This is a genomic window from Romboutsia sp. D33t1_170424_H2 (assembly GCF_015669105.1).
Lineage (GTDB): Bacteria > Bacillota > Clostridia > Peptostreptococcales > Peptostreptococcaceae > Romboutsia_C > Romboutsia_C hominis.
Window position 1 is genome coordinate 37,474 of record NZ_JADOZQ010000005.1, and the last position, 13,429, is coordinate 50,902.

15 protein-coding genes and 1 riboswitch are annotated in these 13,429 nt (G+C 25.3%); of the genes, 4 read left to right on the forward strand and 11 right to left on the reverse strand.

All coding sequences use genetic code 11. The features are described 5' to 3' along the window. Positions 1-137: 137 nt before the first annotated feature. From I4U66_RS07475 to I4U66_RS07495, 5 genes are all read right to left on the reverse strand, one after another. On the reverse strand, positions 138-968 hold the full coding sequence (locus I4U66_RS07475) for a substrate-binding domain-containing protein (RefSeq protein WP_243278797.1): 831 nt from the start codon (positions 966-968) through the stop codon (positions 138-140). Positions 969-986: 18 nt separating this feature from the next. Beyond that, entirely contained in the window at positions 987-1,673 is a 687-nt protein-coding gene (locus tag I4U66_RS07480; RefSeq protein ID WP_166505700.1) for an ATP-binding cassette domain-containing protein, read from the reverse strand. A gap of 9 nt (positions 1,674-1,682) precedes the next feature. Continuing rightward, a complete protein-coding gene (locus tag I4U66_RS07485) occupies positions 1,683-2,324 on the reverse strand; it encodes an ABC transporter permease (RefSeq protein ID WP_195928681.1) in 642 nt (213 codons plus the stop codon). A gap of 15 nt (positions 2,325-2,339) precedes the next feature. Then, entirely contained in the window at positions 2,340-2,546 is a 207-nt protein-coding gene (locus tag I4U66_RS07490; protein WP_092925050.1) for a TOBE domain-containing protein, read from the reverse strand. A 214-nt stretch (positions 2,547-2,760) separates the two neighbouring features. Continuing rightward, complete coding sequence (locus I4U66_RS07495; RefSeq protein WP_092925048.1) at positions 2,761-3,705, reverse strand: protein kinase domain-containing protein; 945 nt, start codon at positions 3,703-3,705, stop codon at positions 2,761-2,763. A 474-nt stretch (positions 3,706-4,179) separates the two neighbouring features. Between I4U66_RS07495 and I4U66_RS07500 the strand changes: the two genes are divergently transcribed. Further along, the gene (locus I4U66_RS07500; protein ID WP_195928682.1) at positions 4,180-5,244 is read left to right on the forward strand and encodes a hypothetical protein; all 1,065 of its coding nucleotides are present in this window, start codon (positions 4,180-4,182) and stop codon (positions 5,242-5,244) included. A 66-nt stretch (positions 5,245-5,310) separates the two neighbouring features. Here the strand turns inward: I4U66_RS07500 and I4U66_RS07505 are convergent, their stop codons facing one another. The 3 genes from I4U66_RS07505 to I4U66_RS07515 are packed head-to-tail and all read right to left on the reverse strand — an operon-like array spanning position 5,311 to position 8,202. After that, a complete protein-coding gene (locus tag I4U66_RS07505) occupies positions 5,311-6,168 on the reverse strand; it encodes a potassium channel family protein (protein WP_092925044.1) in 858 nt (285 codons plus the stop codon). A gap of 6 nt (positions 6,169-6,174) precedes the next feature. After that, entirely contained in the window at positions 6,175-6,924 is a 750-nt protein-coding gene (locus tag I4U66_RS07510; protein WP_166505702.1) for a nitroreductase family protein, read from the reverse strand. A 27-nt stretch (positions 6,925-6,951) separates the two neighbouring features. Beyond that, the gene (locus I4U66_RS07515) at positions 6,952-8,202 is read right to left on the reverse strand and encodes a cation:proton antiporter domain-containing protein (RefSeq protein ID WP_195928683.1); all 1,251 of its coding nucleotides are present in this window, start codon (positions 8,200-8,202) and stop codon (positions 6,952-6,954) included. Positions 8,203-8,254: 52 nt separating this feature from the next. Further along, positions 8,255-8,313: riboswitch (Fluoride riboswitch) on the reverse strand. Between the two features lie 148 nt (positions 8,314-8,461). Here I4U66_RS07515 and I4U66_RS07520 point away from each other — a divergent pair. The 3 genes from I4U66_RS07520 to I4U66_RS07530 all read left to right on the forward strand — a co-directional run bounded on the left by I4U66_RS07520 (position 8,462) and on the right by I4U66_RS07530 (position 10,645). Next, entirely contained in the window at positions 8,462-8,968 is a 507-nt protein-coding gene (locus tag I4U66_RS07520) for a thioredoxin family protein (protein WP_195237459.1), read from the forward strand. A 42-nt stretch (positions 8,969-9,010) separates the two neighbouring features. Continuing rightward, a complete protein-coding gene (gene gltS / locus I4U66_RS07525) occupies positions 9,011-10,267 on the forward strand; it encodes a sodium/glutamate symporter (protein WP_195928684.1) in 1,257 nt (418 codons plus the stop codon). A 72-nt stretch (positions 10,268-10,339) separates the two neighbouring features. Beyond that, complete coding sequence (locus I4U66_RS07530) at positions 10,340-10,645, forward strand: DUF1540 domain-containing protein (protein ID WP_195581228.1); 306 nt, start codon at positions 10,340-10,342, stop codon at positions 10,643-10,645. Between the two features lie 173 nt (positions 10,646-10,818). Here I4U66_RS07530 and I4U66_RS07535 read toward each other — a convergent pair whose 3' ends face one another. From I4U66_RS07535 to I4U66_RS07545, 3 genes are all read right to left on the reverse strand, one after another. Next, positions 10,819-12,075: a cation:proton antiporter gene (locus I4U66_RS07535; protein ID WP_092925034.1), complete on the reverse strand. Its 1,257-nt coding sequence runs from the start codon at positions 12,073-12,075 to the stop codon at positions 10,819-10,821. Positions 12,076-12,293: 218 nt separating this feature from the next. After that, positions 12,294-12,716: a MarR family winged helix-turn-helix transcriptional regulator gene (locus I4U66_RS07540; RefSeq protein ID WP_092925032.1), complete on the reverse strand. Its 423-nt coding sequence runs from the start codon at positions 12,714-12,716 to the stop codon at positions 12,294-12,296. A gap of 21 nt (positions 12,717-12,737) precedes the next feature. Further along, positions 12,738-13,298 carry a hypothetical protein gene (locus I4U66_RS07545; protein WP_092925030.1) on the reverse strand — a complete coding sequence of 187 codons (561 nt, stop codon included), beginning with the start codon at positions 13,296-13,298 and terminating at the stop codon, positions 12,738-12,740. Positions 13,299-13,429: the final 131 nt, after the last annotated feature.

Here is a 13,429-nt window from a genome sequence, read left to right on the forward strand (position 1 = left end):
AAGTTACATTTTTAGAATTTTAAAAAGGTCTACTTAATAAAAAATTTTTATTTATAATAAATTAAAAGCTACCTAAAACTTAGGTAATATTAACTATTTTATAGTTTAAAACCTATTTTAGATAGCTTTATTTTTATCTATTTAAAAGTATAAAATAATGACTTTCCATATTTATCTTTTCCATACTCTTTTATAGATTTTTGTACATCTTCTGACTTATAATAATCAACTAATTTATCTGTTATTTCTTTCATATTTTCTTCTAACCCATTTATTGTAACTATACTATATACATTTTTTAAACTTTCATCAGCATCTTTTACTAAACTTAAATCTAAATTTTCCTTAGTTGCTAAGTAAGTTCCTATATCTGTTAATGTATATGCACCCATTTCACTAGCAGTTTGTAAAGTAGCCGCCATACCTTTACCTACTTCTTTGTAGTTATCAAATGAATTTTCTTGTCCTATATTTTCCCATATAGATAACTCTTTTGTATGTGTTCCTGATTTATCTCCTCTAGATACAAAGTTTAGATTATTTTCTTTAATATATTTAAAAGCATCTTCTACGCTCATTTTACTTATCTTTTCATTATGTTTCCCATCTTTTGGACCTACTACTACAAAGTAGTTATACATTATTTCATGTCTAGAATCTCCATAACCTTCCTTTATAAACTCTTCTTCTTTAGACTTAGCATGTACAAATAATACATCTGCATCTTTTCTCTTTCCTAATTCTAAAGCTTCTCCAGTTCCCTTTGCTACAACTTTAACATCTACATTATTTTCTTTTTCAAAATCTTTTAAAGTTTCTTCTAAAAACCCTGTATCATCTAAACTTGTTGTTGTAACTAATTTTATATCTTTTGGAGTTTCACTTTCTTTTGTGTCTGTAGATGAACATGCTACCATAGATAAACTAAGTATACCTACCATTAATAATTTGGTTATTTTTTTATTCATTTTTTCTCCCCTTAATCTTTAAAATTTCATTACCCCATTAAAAAATACATCCGATTCATAAGTGTCTATATGTTTTAAGTTTTCCATAAATACTATGTAATCACTTATTTTTTTTGCTTGCATAAAATCATGTGTTACTAATATTACAGTTTTTCCTTCTTCTTTTAGTTTAAGTATCTCTTTTTCTGCCTTTTTGATAGTGTTTAAATCCATGTTAGCCATAGGTTCATCTAGCAAATTGTACTCTTTATTCATTATTAAACTTCTTATAAACTGAGCTTTTGCTATTTCTCCACCAGATAACTTTTTTACATTGGTACTTAATTTTTTATTTAAGTCAAACTTATCTATCAATTTATAAAGATAGGATTTGTCTTTTATAAATTGTTCTTTACCATATTCATATATGTAATTAAAATTATCCATTAAGCTCCCACTTAAAAATCTACTTTCTTGTGGTGTATATGATAAATATTTATATATATTTTTATTATTCATACATTCATTATCTATATATTCATCATTTATAGTTATACTTCCATCTTGAAAATTTTCTATATTGTAGATTATTTTTATTAATGTACTTTTCCCACTTCCATTGTGTCCAACTATGGAATATATCTTACCTTTTTGAAAATTTATATTGTCTACAGTTAATACGCCTTGATTTTCTATTTGTTTTTTTAGTCCATAAATACTTATCATCTTTACTCCTTATATAACCGACTGCAAGTTCTTTATAATAATTGTAGATATTGTGGATATTGTTAATAGTATAAATGCTATTACCAAAGATTCATCAAAATCCCCCATAGAAGTTGAAAGTGCTATATATGTTGTCATAACCCTAGTTGAGCCCTTTATATTTCCGCCAACTAACATAACAGCGCCAACTTCTGAAATCCCTCTACTAAAGGTAGTTATACAAACTGTTAATAGATGATACTTTATTTCCTTTAAAAATATTTTTGGTATATTTTTATCTTCTATTTGAAGTACCTTGCACGTTGTTAAAATATCTCCTCCAAATTTATTTAGTAAATCTATTATTAAACTCATAGCCATAGGTATCAAAAGCATAGTTTGTGCTATTATCATAGCTACAGGTGTAAATAATAATTTAAATTCTCCTAAAGGTCCTTGTCTTGATAACATTAAAAACACTAAAAGCCCCATTATAACTGGCGGTGTACTCATTAGTGCATTTATAAATGTTATTATATATTTTTTAAATCTAGAGTTTTTTAAGTATATAACTATACTTAATACTATTGCAATTATCATAGCTATCATAGTTGCGGTTGTTGTTACTATTAATGATAAGCTAATTATTTGAATTATATCATTTACTTCCATATTATCTAAATTGTCTTAATCAACCATTAACATAACAGAACTTGATTTTATAACACTTGTTACTTCATCTCCAACTTTAATGCCTAGATCTTCAATAGCATCTATTGTAACAACAGATGTTAACATTTGACCATTTATATCTATTGTTACTTTGGCATTTATAGCGCCCATTTTTATTTCCTTTACTATTCCTTTTAATTGGTTACGTGCACTTAGTTTCATTTTTATTTGCCCCCTCATTTGCTACTTTATTATATTCACTTTGAAAGTATATCATCTACCTTTTTTTACAACAATATAGTTTCGTTCATCTTTTTCATCGTTTTTTCTGTTTTATTATTACTTTTTTTACTACAAATTAATTTTTTATAATTTTAATTTTTATATAATTTTATTTTTGCATTTAAACATATAAAAAAGACCACTTTTTGTGGTCTTATAATATACTAAGTATTGTTATAAATACTAAACTAATCATTGATACTGCTAATAATATTTTACGTTTTTTGATTTTTTTTGGTCTTTCTATTGTTTCTTCTATATCTTCATTAATTTCCTCAGTATCTATTATATCTGCTTTTTCATACATTACATTACTTAAATCTATTAATATATCTTGTAAATATTCATATTTTTCATTTCTACTTAATAATTTTTTTATAATATTTATAAATTTATCATTGCCATTGATCGCTATATTTTGGTTCCAATTAATACCTTTATCTATGTTTTTTAGCATTTCTTCCTCATTTTTACCTTCTTCAAAAGGAAGCTTTTTAAATATAGATTCAAATAGTATTATTCCTAAGGAAAATAAATCACTATCTAAGTCAGTGAAATTTATGCATAGCTGATGTGGACATAAATATCTAAACTCTCCCCCAGCTCTTATATTTATTCCATTATTAGCTTTTGTTGTTTGGAAGTTTAATAGGCGTATATTATAATCTTTATCTACAAGTATATTAGTTGGGTTTAAATTTCCATGATACACATTATTTTCGTGAAGTATTTCTAATGCTTTTACAATCTGAGTTGCTATATTTATTATAGCTTCTAGGTGTAAATAGTTCCCATTTATCATATTTACTAAGGTTATTCCATTATAATATTCACTTACCATATAATAAAGTGTTGTAAGTTCTGTACAGTGAACACCTACATCGATGGTTTTTGATATGTACTTTGAGTGTATGTTATTTATCATAGTAGTTTCGTCTATTAAGTTAGTTATAAAATTGCTTTCCATATACTCATTATGTTCAACTACCTTTATAAGTACTTTTTTATTGTCAAATACATCTCTTGCTTTATATATTTTATTTAATTCAAGTTGCCCATCGCAGTTTAAAAGTTCATATCTATTGCCTATAAAAGTCACATATTCCCCCCCTTTCTAAATTCTGCTATTAATATTATATGTTTAATTATATCAACATTTGTATCCTTTTTCCATATGTTATATATTCATATGATTTTTTATATTATTCGGAGGAATTTTGATATTTTTTAGTGTAACTTAAATTTTCTTATTATTTATTTTCTTTTAATACAATTATTTTAATAATGTTTTTATATTTTATATATAAATATTTAATAATTATAAAATCTACTTAAGTATTTTTTTGTATACATATTTAAAATTTATTTTACTTATTTATGTACTATTTCTTACAAATTATAAAGTATTTATATAATTAATTTTACTCTTTTATAATCTTTATCTTTACTTTGTTTTATATTTAGATATTTTTAGGTATATTTTAACATAATTTATAATAATTTACTGTTGAACTGTTATAAAAGGAATTTAAAATATAAAATTTAATACTTATATATACTCTTATAAAGTGTGGTGATTTTAATAAAAAAAATACTAATTCCTATAATTACCTTTTTTAGCTTTTTTGCTTTAGGCTTTAATAACTCAACTTCTTCTAATTACAAGTCTGATATAGTTGTCAAGGGAATAACACTTAAAGTATCTCTTATTCAAACAGCTTATGAGTTATATAATGTCAATGTAAAAAATCCAAAAGAGTTTAATGAAGATTTATATAAAAGTACTTCTTACGATGCTTATAAGCATTATATATGGTTAAAAGATACTTATAATGATATGGATGATGATTTGAAAAATTCTCTTTATGATATATTTACTACAAATGATTCATGGAGCTACTCTAATGCCGTTATAGGCTTAGATGATAATTCATCTTTAGAAGATATAATTAAAACTATATTAAATGATGATTATTTAAATTTATCTCCTTCTTTTTGTAAGGAGTTTGATAATTTTTTTACATCTTTTTATGAAGATTATTTTAAGTCTTATTTTTATAAAAACAAAGCTTCCTATGAAAAAAAAGCTAATGATATAAATAATCTTTTAGCATCTAAAGAAGTAGATATTATAAATTTTATAGAAAGTTCATCAGGATTAGATATTGATAATGGTTACTCATATACATTTTACTATTCTTTAAATCCTGTTGAATCACAAGGATTTAAAAGCAATAAAAAATTAATATCAACAATACCTAAAAATACGCCTTATAAAGATATAATAAGTATTCCTCTTCATGAGTTTTCTCATATAATATTTGAATACTTTGTTAATAGTGATGAGTTTTTAGATGCTTATGAAAAATTAAAAGATGATAAAAAGCTAACTAAAATGTATGATAAAGTAGGAAAATATGCTTATAATTATAAAGACTTTTGCTCAGAAAACTTAATAGAAGGTTTTTCTAAATTCTTAAACTATAGATACTTTCAAGGGGTTTATGAAGAAAACATATATGTTTATGATTTAGATTTTTATAGATATTTAAGAAAGTTAAATTTTAATCCGCAAGCTTCATCTTTAAAAGATGTTAGTATAAATTTTTTGGAAAAGACATTAAACTTATACCCTTAAGCATCAATTATATACCCTAATTTAATCCCCTCTATATTTATAGAGGGGTTATTTTTAGCCACCATATCATTTTAATGATAATAAAACCTTACACATTGTATTTATCTCTTCTTTAGATAAATCATCAAACTTAGATAACCTTTTTACAATATCTTTTATTAACTCATTTTTATAATTTTCTTTACTATATATTACATTATCAGTATAAATAATTTTAGATTTTCCAAGGCTTTTTTTAATCAATTTACTATTTTTTTTAATCATTTCTGCTTTTCTTTTTCTTACCTCTTTTTTTATAAAGTAAGTTGATAGTGTAGATGTAACAGAACCTATAAAACCAATTCCCATTATCATAAGTATAGATGCAGTTAATTTACCTAATGTACTTATTGGATATACATCTCCATATCCAACTGTTGTAAATGTAACTATACTCCACCAAAGGGCAGCTCCTAAACTCATATTTTCAACAGATGACATTACGGTTGCACTTATTAGCACAATAATTATTGCTATACCTATAGTGTAATTAAAGTTATTAGTTTTCATAAATTCTGATAGTTCATTATTAGTACGTTTTATTATAGCAAGTAGTCTTATAACTCGAGTTATCTCTGATACTCTTGTTACCCTTCCTACTTTTAGTATATCTAAAGCTCTAAAGACTTTAAATATAGAGTAAAGAGGTATTATAGATATTAAATCTATTAAGTTTTTCTTAAAGAATTTTTTCTTATTTTTACTTTTATAAAGTCTAGTAAAATAATCTATTACAAATATTGACCAAACTATGAAATCTATAATTTGAAATACTAATCTAATTTGATAACTTAAATCTAATGTAAGTTCTAATATTAATATTATAGCTATAACTATAGATAAAATAGCCATAGCCAGATTATATGCAATATATTTTCGTCTCATATATTATTAATAGTATAAATAACTTCCATTTTCAAAGTGCCAATTTCCCTTATAGCCTTTTTCATATGCTCCTATTTCAAAATGAAGCATTGATATTCCTAAATCCACATCTTCATAGTTATGATTTTTTTCTTTTATTACTGCTTTTACTTTTTTATTTTTTAGTTCATATCCTATTTCTTTTTTATTTAAAGCACTTGGAGATTTTTTAGAAAGATTTATACCATTTAAAACCCAATCCGGTAATTCTTCATCTTTTTCTATTATAATATCAGAATTTTTTCCTTTGCTTATAGATTTTACAACTTTCTCTTTTATAGAAAGTTCTTTAGGTGAATGACCTATAGCTATTATACACACTAGCTCTTCTTTATCATTAAATTTAATATGTTTTTCACATTCTTTTTTATCATATGTTCCCCCAATCCAACATGTTGAAAGTCCCATAGCTACAGCTTGAAGTACTATCATTTCTCCATAATATCCTATTTTTTGCTTATAATTTAAATTTTTACTATTTCCAACTAAGCCTATATAAGATTTAGCACCACTTATAAGTCCATAAGATGCCTTAAATCCATTTAAGCCTTCATCTCCATTTTTTATAAATTGTATATTAAGTGAAGATTCCTTATTTATTTCATCTATCAAATTAATTAATGTTAATATATCACTATCACTTATTTCTCTATCACTAAAAGTTCTTCTAGATATTCTTTTGTCTACAGCCTCTATCCAAGCTTTTCTAATTTCCATATAATATCTCCTTTCTATACAGACTTATTATATAGTTTGTATATTTTTTTCTTTTATATTTATGTCCTCAAAAAAGTCTTTATTATCACCTTTATGAAGTATTTTATCGCAAGTCATATTTATACCTATAGATCCTATTGGTGCAGTTATAAGTATACTTAAAATAGCAATAGCTTGCATAATATCACCACCTGCAACTCCCATTTCTAAAGGTATAGAGGCCTTTGCTGATTGAACAGTTGCTTTTGGAAGATATGCTATCATACAAAATACTTTTTCTTTTATTGTTAAATTAGTTCCTATTAAGGATATAAATACTCCTATTGAACGAACACTTAATGATATTGTAAGTATTATAACTCCTACTATAAAATATTTTCCTACCAATGTAGGATTTATAGCTATTCCCACAAATGTAAATAAATAAATCTTTCCTATTTTCCAAAGTCTATTCATTGTATCTAGGATTTCTTTAGAAATATCTTTCATATAGTTTCTTATTAAAAATCCGTATACCATAACAGCAAGTAGTGAGTTAAATACCCCTACATGTAAGTTTTTTTCTATAAACCTCATACCTATACATGTTGAAAATGCTATTATTACTTTTATATTTTTATTATCAACTTTAGATATTATAAGCTTAATTATTTTAAATATTAAAAAACTTAATACTAAGCTTATTATTATAGTAAGAGGTATTATCATAATTTGATTAAATATAGATACACTTTCTCCTGAATAACTTTTAGTATATAGTGTTAAAAGTGTAGTAAATAATGTTATAGCTACTGTATCATCACAGCTTGCTCCAACAAGTAACATCTGTGGTATAGCTTTATCTTGGCCTAACTTTCTCTCAATTAGTGATACCATAGCTGGAATAAGTACAGCAGGGCTTACCGCTGCTATTATAAATCCAAGTATAGCTCCTTGTATAAAAGTAAAATCTAAAAATATAGTACACAAAAATGCTATTGTAAATCCTTCTAGTGTTGCTGGTATTATACTAAGTAGTACTGCTGGTCTTCCTATTTGCTTTATTTGAGATACATTTATCCCAAGCCCACCTATAAATAATACTGTAACTAATGCTATATCTTTTATACCTGAAGATACTTCTAGTGTTTCTTTTGGAACTAAATTAAATATAGATGGACCTATCACCATCCCTAATACCATCATTCCTATTAAAGATGGTAGCTTTACCTTTTCTACTAGTTTTCCACTTATATTTGCTAATATCCCTATTATTACCAAACTAATTAATATAATCATAACTTCCTCCTTTATTTTGTAATTCGCAAAAAAATAGACTCCTACCCTTATAAAAAGAGTAGGAGTCATTAGCTTTCGCATTTAATGGCGAACTCCATCGCCTATTTAATTAATACTTATATATGATATCATACAATGTTTTTATAGTAAATTGTTTTTATAATACTTTATATTATCTTTAGTTTAAATGTTTAATATATTTTTTATATTAACTTGTTGTGATACTATATTTATATACTATTACTAGGGGAGGTTAGTTATGATTGAAATGACTATAAAGGAACTTTTTGATGTAGGAGTAAGTTTTGAAAGTGCTGTAGGGGAAGGTACTAAATCAGAAAGAGCTAGAATACCGAAAAATTATGCTAGAATAAATTTACCTAAAGAAATTGAATCAAAAATAATGAATATTGATTTAGAATTAAATTTTTTGATCTCAGGAGAAATATGGTGTCCTGATTTTCAAATAAATACAACAATACTTAAAAAGTTTTGTGATTTAAATCCAAACTTTAATATATCTGTTATAACTATGGCTCGTGGTAAAAAATTTCTATCTCCTATATTAAATATTGATAAAGAAAATTTTAAAGGTCCTACTATAGTAGTTTTAGATAAAAATTTTAATATTATAGGATACTTTGAAGAAAGACCAAAAGCTGTTAAAGATGTAAAAAACTTTGATGATATAAAACTTGATTACTATAAAGGAAAATATATACTAGATAGCGTTAATGATTTGCTTGATATAATATGTAATATATAATTTTTATTATATTTCCTAGCTAGTACTAATATATTTTAATAAATGGCTTATCTTTTAGCTATATTAGTACTATTTAGGGGGTGTTTTTTTATTATTATAGAATTAAATATTTTACAAACGTTAATATTAGCTATTTTTATGCTTTTAATTGGTAGTATTGTTAAAGAAAAGGTAAGTGTGTTAGATAGATTTTGTATACCTTCTCCTGTTATTGGGGGACTTTTATTTTGTGCATTAAACTTACTTTTAAAATTCTTTAATATATGCACTATAACTATGGATACTAGTTTGATGAGTTTTTTTATTTCTTTTTTCTTTACTATAGTTGGTCTTTCTCTAAGCTTTTCCTTAATAAAAAAAGGAGGCATGGACTTATTTAAATATTGGATACTCTGTGGTATATTATCATTTTGTCAAAACCTACTAGCAGTAGTTTTAGCTAAATTTACTGGTATTCATCCTCTACTTGGCCTTATGTGTGGGACTATATCAATGGAAGGTGGACATGGATATGCTGCATCATTTGGCTTTACTATAGAATCTCTAGGAGTAGCTAATGCATCTAGTGTTGGAATAGCATCAGCTACCTTTGGTCTAATATTTGCAGGGCTTTTAGGTGGTCCTGTAGGAAAATTTCTTATAGAAAAAAATAAATTAAAACCTAATAATATTAATACTTCTTTAATAAAAACATACACAAAAAACATATCCTTAACTAGAAATTCTTCTACTTTAAATTCTTCTTCATTCTTAGAACAAATTTTAGTAGTTTTTCTTTGTATAAATATTGGTGAGCTTATTTCTAATATAATATATACATCTACTAATATATTAATTCCTACTATAAGTGTATGCATATTTATTGCCGTAATATTTAGAAACTCTAATGATAAATTTAAAATTTTAAATCTTGATTTTGATATTTTAAATTTACTTAGTGATATTTCCTTGGGAATATTTTTGACCATGGCACTTATGAGTATTGATTTATTTAAGCTATCTAGTTTATTTGGCCCTATAATAATTATTGTTGTATCTCAAGCAATTTTTATAGTGTTATTTGCAATATTTGTAGTATATAAAGTTTTAGGTAAAAATTTAGATGCTGCTATTATGGTAAGTGGGCTTATAGGACATGGGCTTGGTGCTACTCCAAATGCATTAGCTAATATGAGTTCTGTATGTCAAATATATGGTGAGTCTAAAAAAGCATTTTTAATAGTTCCTTTAGTTGCTGCATTCTTACTTGATGTATTTACTATGCCTTGTATATTATTTTTTATAAATATCTTTTCTTAAATTTATTTAAATGATTAAAAATTTTTAAGTATTGCCATACTATAAATATAATTTGCTATAGGAGGTAATAATATGGAAACTAATTTACTATGTCTAGAAAAAGAATGTGCTTTCAATAAATCTGGTAGCTGCTATGCTTCTCATATAAAAGTAGAAGGATATGATGCTTACATAACACCTGAAACTTATTGTGATACATTTAGAGACTCTTCTTCTTTTAGTTTGTCAAATTATGGTGGAAATGTATCCTTAACAAGTACTCAAAATATTTCATGTAGTGCTAATAATTGCAAATATAATATAAGTGGTGGATGTAGTGCTTCGTTTGTTCAGATAAATCCACAAAATGCTAACTGCGAAACTTTTATTACAAAATAACAAAATTCGCTTCGCTCATGTCGCCAACGACTTTGTCCGTTGCTCAAAATATCATTTTTTACATTTTCAAACCTATTGATATATATTATTTTCATGAGTCATCAACAGTTTTATGCTTAATGTAATTTCCTTTAATGTAAAAAAAGGATAGATTTTATCAATCTACCCTTTTTTTATGCTACTTGTTTTAATTCTTCAACTTCTTCTAGTACCCCTAGTTTCTTAGCTACTAGTTTTGTTGTACTTGCTTGAACTATAAGAGTTACAAGTATTGTCATAAATACTACTGAAGATATTATTTCGTATCCAGGAAGTTTCATTGATACTATTATCCCTGATAATGCTGCTGGTATTACTCCTGTTTCTCTAACCCACATCATAAATAATCTTTCTTTAAATTTCCATTTAGCCTCTTTATCAAATGCTGTACATATTAAAACTACAAGTGGTCTTGCTATAAACATTAATACTAATACAACTATTAAAGATTCCTTCCAATAAGCAGAAAGTGATGTTAAATCAACTTGTGTTCCTAGTACTACAAATATCGCCATACGACATAATGCTCCTATACTCTCTCTAAATAAGTGCTCTGAATGGAAGTCATGTTCTGGTACCCAAAGTCCAAATATTTTTTTATTTCCTGCTATAAGACCTGCTATAAATACTGCCATATATCCACTACCATGTAATAATGTAGCTACTTCATAAGCTAATGCAACTTTAAGTACTGACATTATTGGTGCATATGAATGGAATATTCCCCATTTTTTGTCTGATATTAATAATGAGAATATATATCCAACTGCCACACCAACAACAACCCCACCTAATGCAGATATTAATAATTCACCTGCACTTTTGCCAAGAGAAAATTCTCCACTAGTTATTATTCCAAGTAAAGTTGAAACTATTATAGCTCCTACAGCATCATTAAATGCTGATTCACTAACTACAGTTTGCTTTATTTTATTTTTTATAGTAACTTGTTTAAATACTGGTATAAGTGCTGCTGGGTCTGTTGATGCTATAACTGCTCCCATTAAAAGAGCTGTCATAATTTCTATATTAAATATTTTTCCTGCAAATACTCCTACAACTACAGTAGATATTAAGACTCCAATAGTTGCAAGCATTCCTACACTTATCTTGACCTTGTTAAGTACTTTTAATTTAACTTCTCTACCACCTTCATATAATATAAATGCAGATCCAAATGTAAGTATTAAATTATTTTCAATAGGAAAAGATTCTATACTAATTAGGTTTAAGACTGCTGGTCCTATTATTATCCCTGCTATTAAGTATAATATAACATCAGGTACTTTTATTATTTCACTCACTTTTCCAAGTACAATACCTGTTATTGCAATTGCAGCAAATATTAGTAACAATCTATTAGTTGCAATTGCTTCTAATGTATTTTCCATAATACCATCTCCCTTTGTCGTTTTTGTAAGTTTTTTGTCGACAATTCTAATTATATTACCGCAAATTGACGTAGTCAACCTTTTTATATAAAAATTAATTTAATTTATTATATTAATATTTCTAACCTTTTATTTTATCAAAAGCTTATATATCTAAAGTCACTTTAGTTATTTTCAAAAAAAGTGTTAAGGTATTTATCTACCTTAACACTTTTTAATTATTTATATACTCTATTTTCATATACTTTTTTAATTAATTTCATATATATATCTTTTTCTTCTTCATCAAAATCATGAGTTACTTTATCAAACCATTCTTTAAATATACCACTTAATGAACCTAAAGCTTCCTCACCTTTTTTGCTTAGTGTCAGCCTATATACTCTAGTATCTATTTTATCTTGTTCTTTATTTACATAGCCAAGTTCTACAAGTTTTTTTATTCCTCTTGTTACCATAGCCTTATCTATATTAAGTTCTATAGCTATTTCATTTAAACTTATTCCACTACGTCTTTCTATTAAAAGTAAGTATCTTAAATTTGATATAGCAAAATCATAATCTTTTAACGCATTTTCTGCATACTTTCTAAAATCTTTATTTATTTCCATTTTATACTTATTTACTAACTCAATTTCCACCTTTTCACCTCTATAAAATTACTAGTTCACTCTATTATATATGATAGGATCTATAAATCCAAATGTTATTTTTGAGTTTTTGTAAAAAACTTCACTTACATATAATGTATCTTTTTCTATTCTCTCTTTTAACACAAATTTTACCTCTTTTGAAAAATAACTAACACTTTCTCCTTCAAATACTCCGTCTTTTTCAAAGTATACCATAGGTGTAAATTTGTTAGATTCTTCTAGAGTATTATAATCTAATTTTAAATCTAAGTTATCATTTCTAAAATCTTCTTTTGATATATTATTAGGTATTTCATATGATTTTAATACTACTTGATTATTTTCATTTAATTCAAATAAAAATAAATGAGGTAATATATTTTTTCTCTCTCCCATTTCATAATAGCTTTCTTCTATTATAAAATATCCTTTAAAGTCTTTTGGTAAATTTATTATTTTATCATTTGCTATACCATTTATATGCTTAGCTTTTGGGTGAGTTAAATTACCTTCTTGTTTTTGTTTATGTATTTGTTTATCATTATTAAATACTCCACATAAATTTTTTACAAACATTTCTAATACATTCATACATATTCCTCCTTTTTAGTTGATACAATCAATAATTTTTATTGATATTTATACCCCATTCTTATTTTTTCTACCAATTGAAAAATATTTTTTATTACTTTTATACTTATGTAATATATTGCTATTATTTA

Excerpts from the sequence above, each read along its gene's own strand:
- I4U66_RS07475 (WP_243278797.1), bottom strand. The coding sequence starts at position 968 with ATGAATAAAAAAATAACCAAATTATTAATGGTAGGTATACTTAGTTTA.
- I4U66_RS07505 (WP_092925044.1), bottom strand. The coding sequence starts at position 6,168 with ATGAGACGAAAATATATTGCATATAATCTGGCTATGGCTATTTTATCT.
- I4U66_RS07490 (WP_092925050.1), bottom strand. The coding sequence starts at position 2,546 with ATGAAACTAAGTGCACGTAACCAATTAAAAGGAATAGTAAAGGAAATA.
- I4U66_RS07545 (WP_092925030.1), bottom strand. The coding sequence starts at position 13,298 with ATGAATGTATTAGAAATGTTTGTAAAAAATTTATGTGGAGTATTTAAT.
- I4U66_RS07530 (WP_195581228.1), top strand. The coding sequence starts at position 10,340 with ATGGAAACTAATTTACTATGTCTAGAAAAAGAATGTGCTTTCAATAAA.
- I4U66_RS07510 (WP_166505702.1), bottom strand. The coding sequence starts at position 6,924 with ATGGAAATTAGAAAAGCTTGGATAGAGGCTGTAGACAAAAGAATATCT.
- I4U66_RS07480 (WP_166505700.1), bottom strand. The coding sequence starts at position 1,673 with ATGATAAGTATTTATGGACTAAAAAAACAAATAGAAAATCAAGGCGTA.
- I4U66_RS07520 (WP_195237459.1), top strand. The coding sequence starts at position 8,462 with ATGATTGAAATGACTATAAAGGAACTTTTTGATGTAGGAGTAAGTTTT.
- I4U66_RS07535 (WP_092925034.1), bottom strand. The coding sequence starts at position 12,075 with ATGGAAAATACATTAGAAGCAATTGCAACTAATAGATTGTTACTAATA.
- I4U66_RS07515 (WP_195928683.1), bottom strand. The coding sequence starts at position 8,202 with ATGATTATATTAATTAGTTTGGTAATAATAGGGATATTAGCAAATATA.
- gltS (WP_195928684.1), top strand. The coding sequence starts at position 9,011 with ATGGCTTATCTTTTAGCTATATTAGTACTATTTAGGGGGTGTTTTTTT.
- I4U66_RS07485 (WP_195928681.1), bottom strand. The coding sequence starts at position 2,324 with ATGGAAGTAAATGATATAATTCAAATAATTAGCTTATCATTAATAGTA.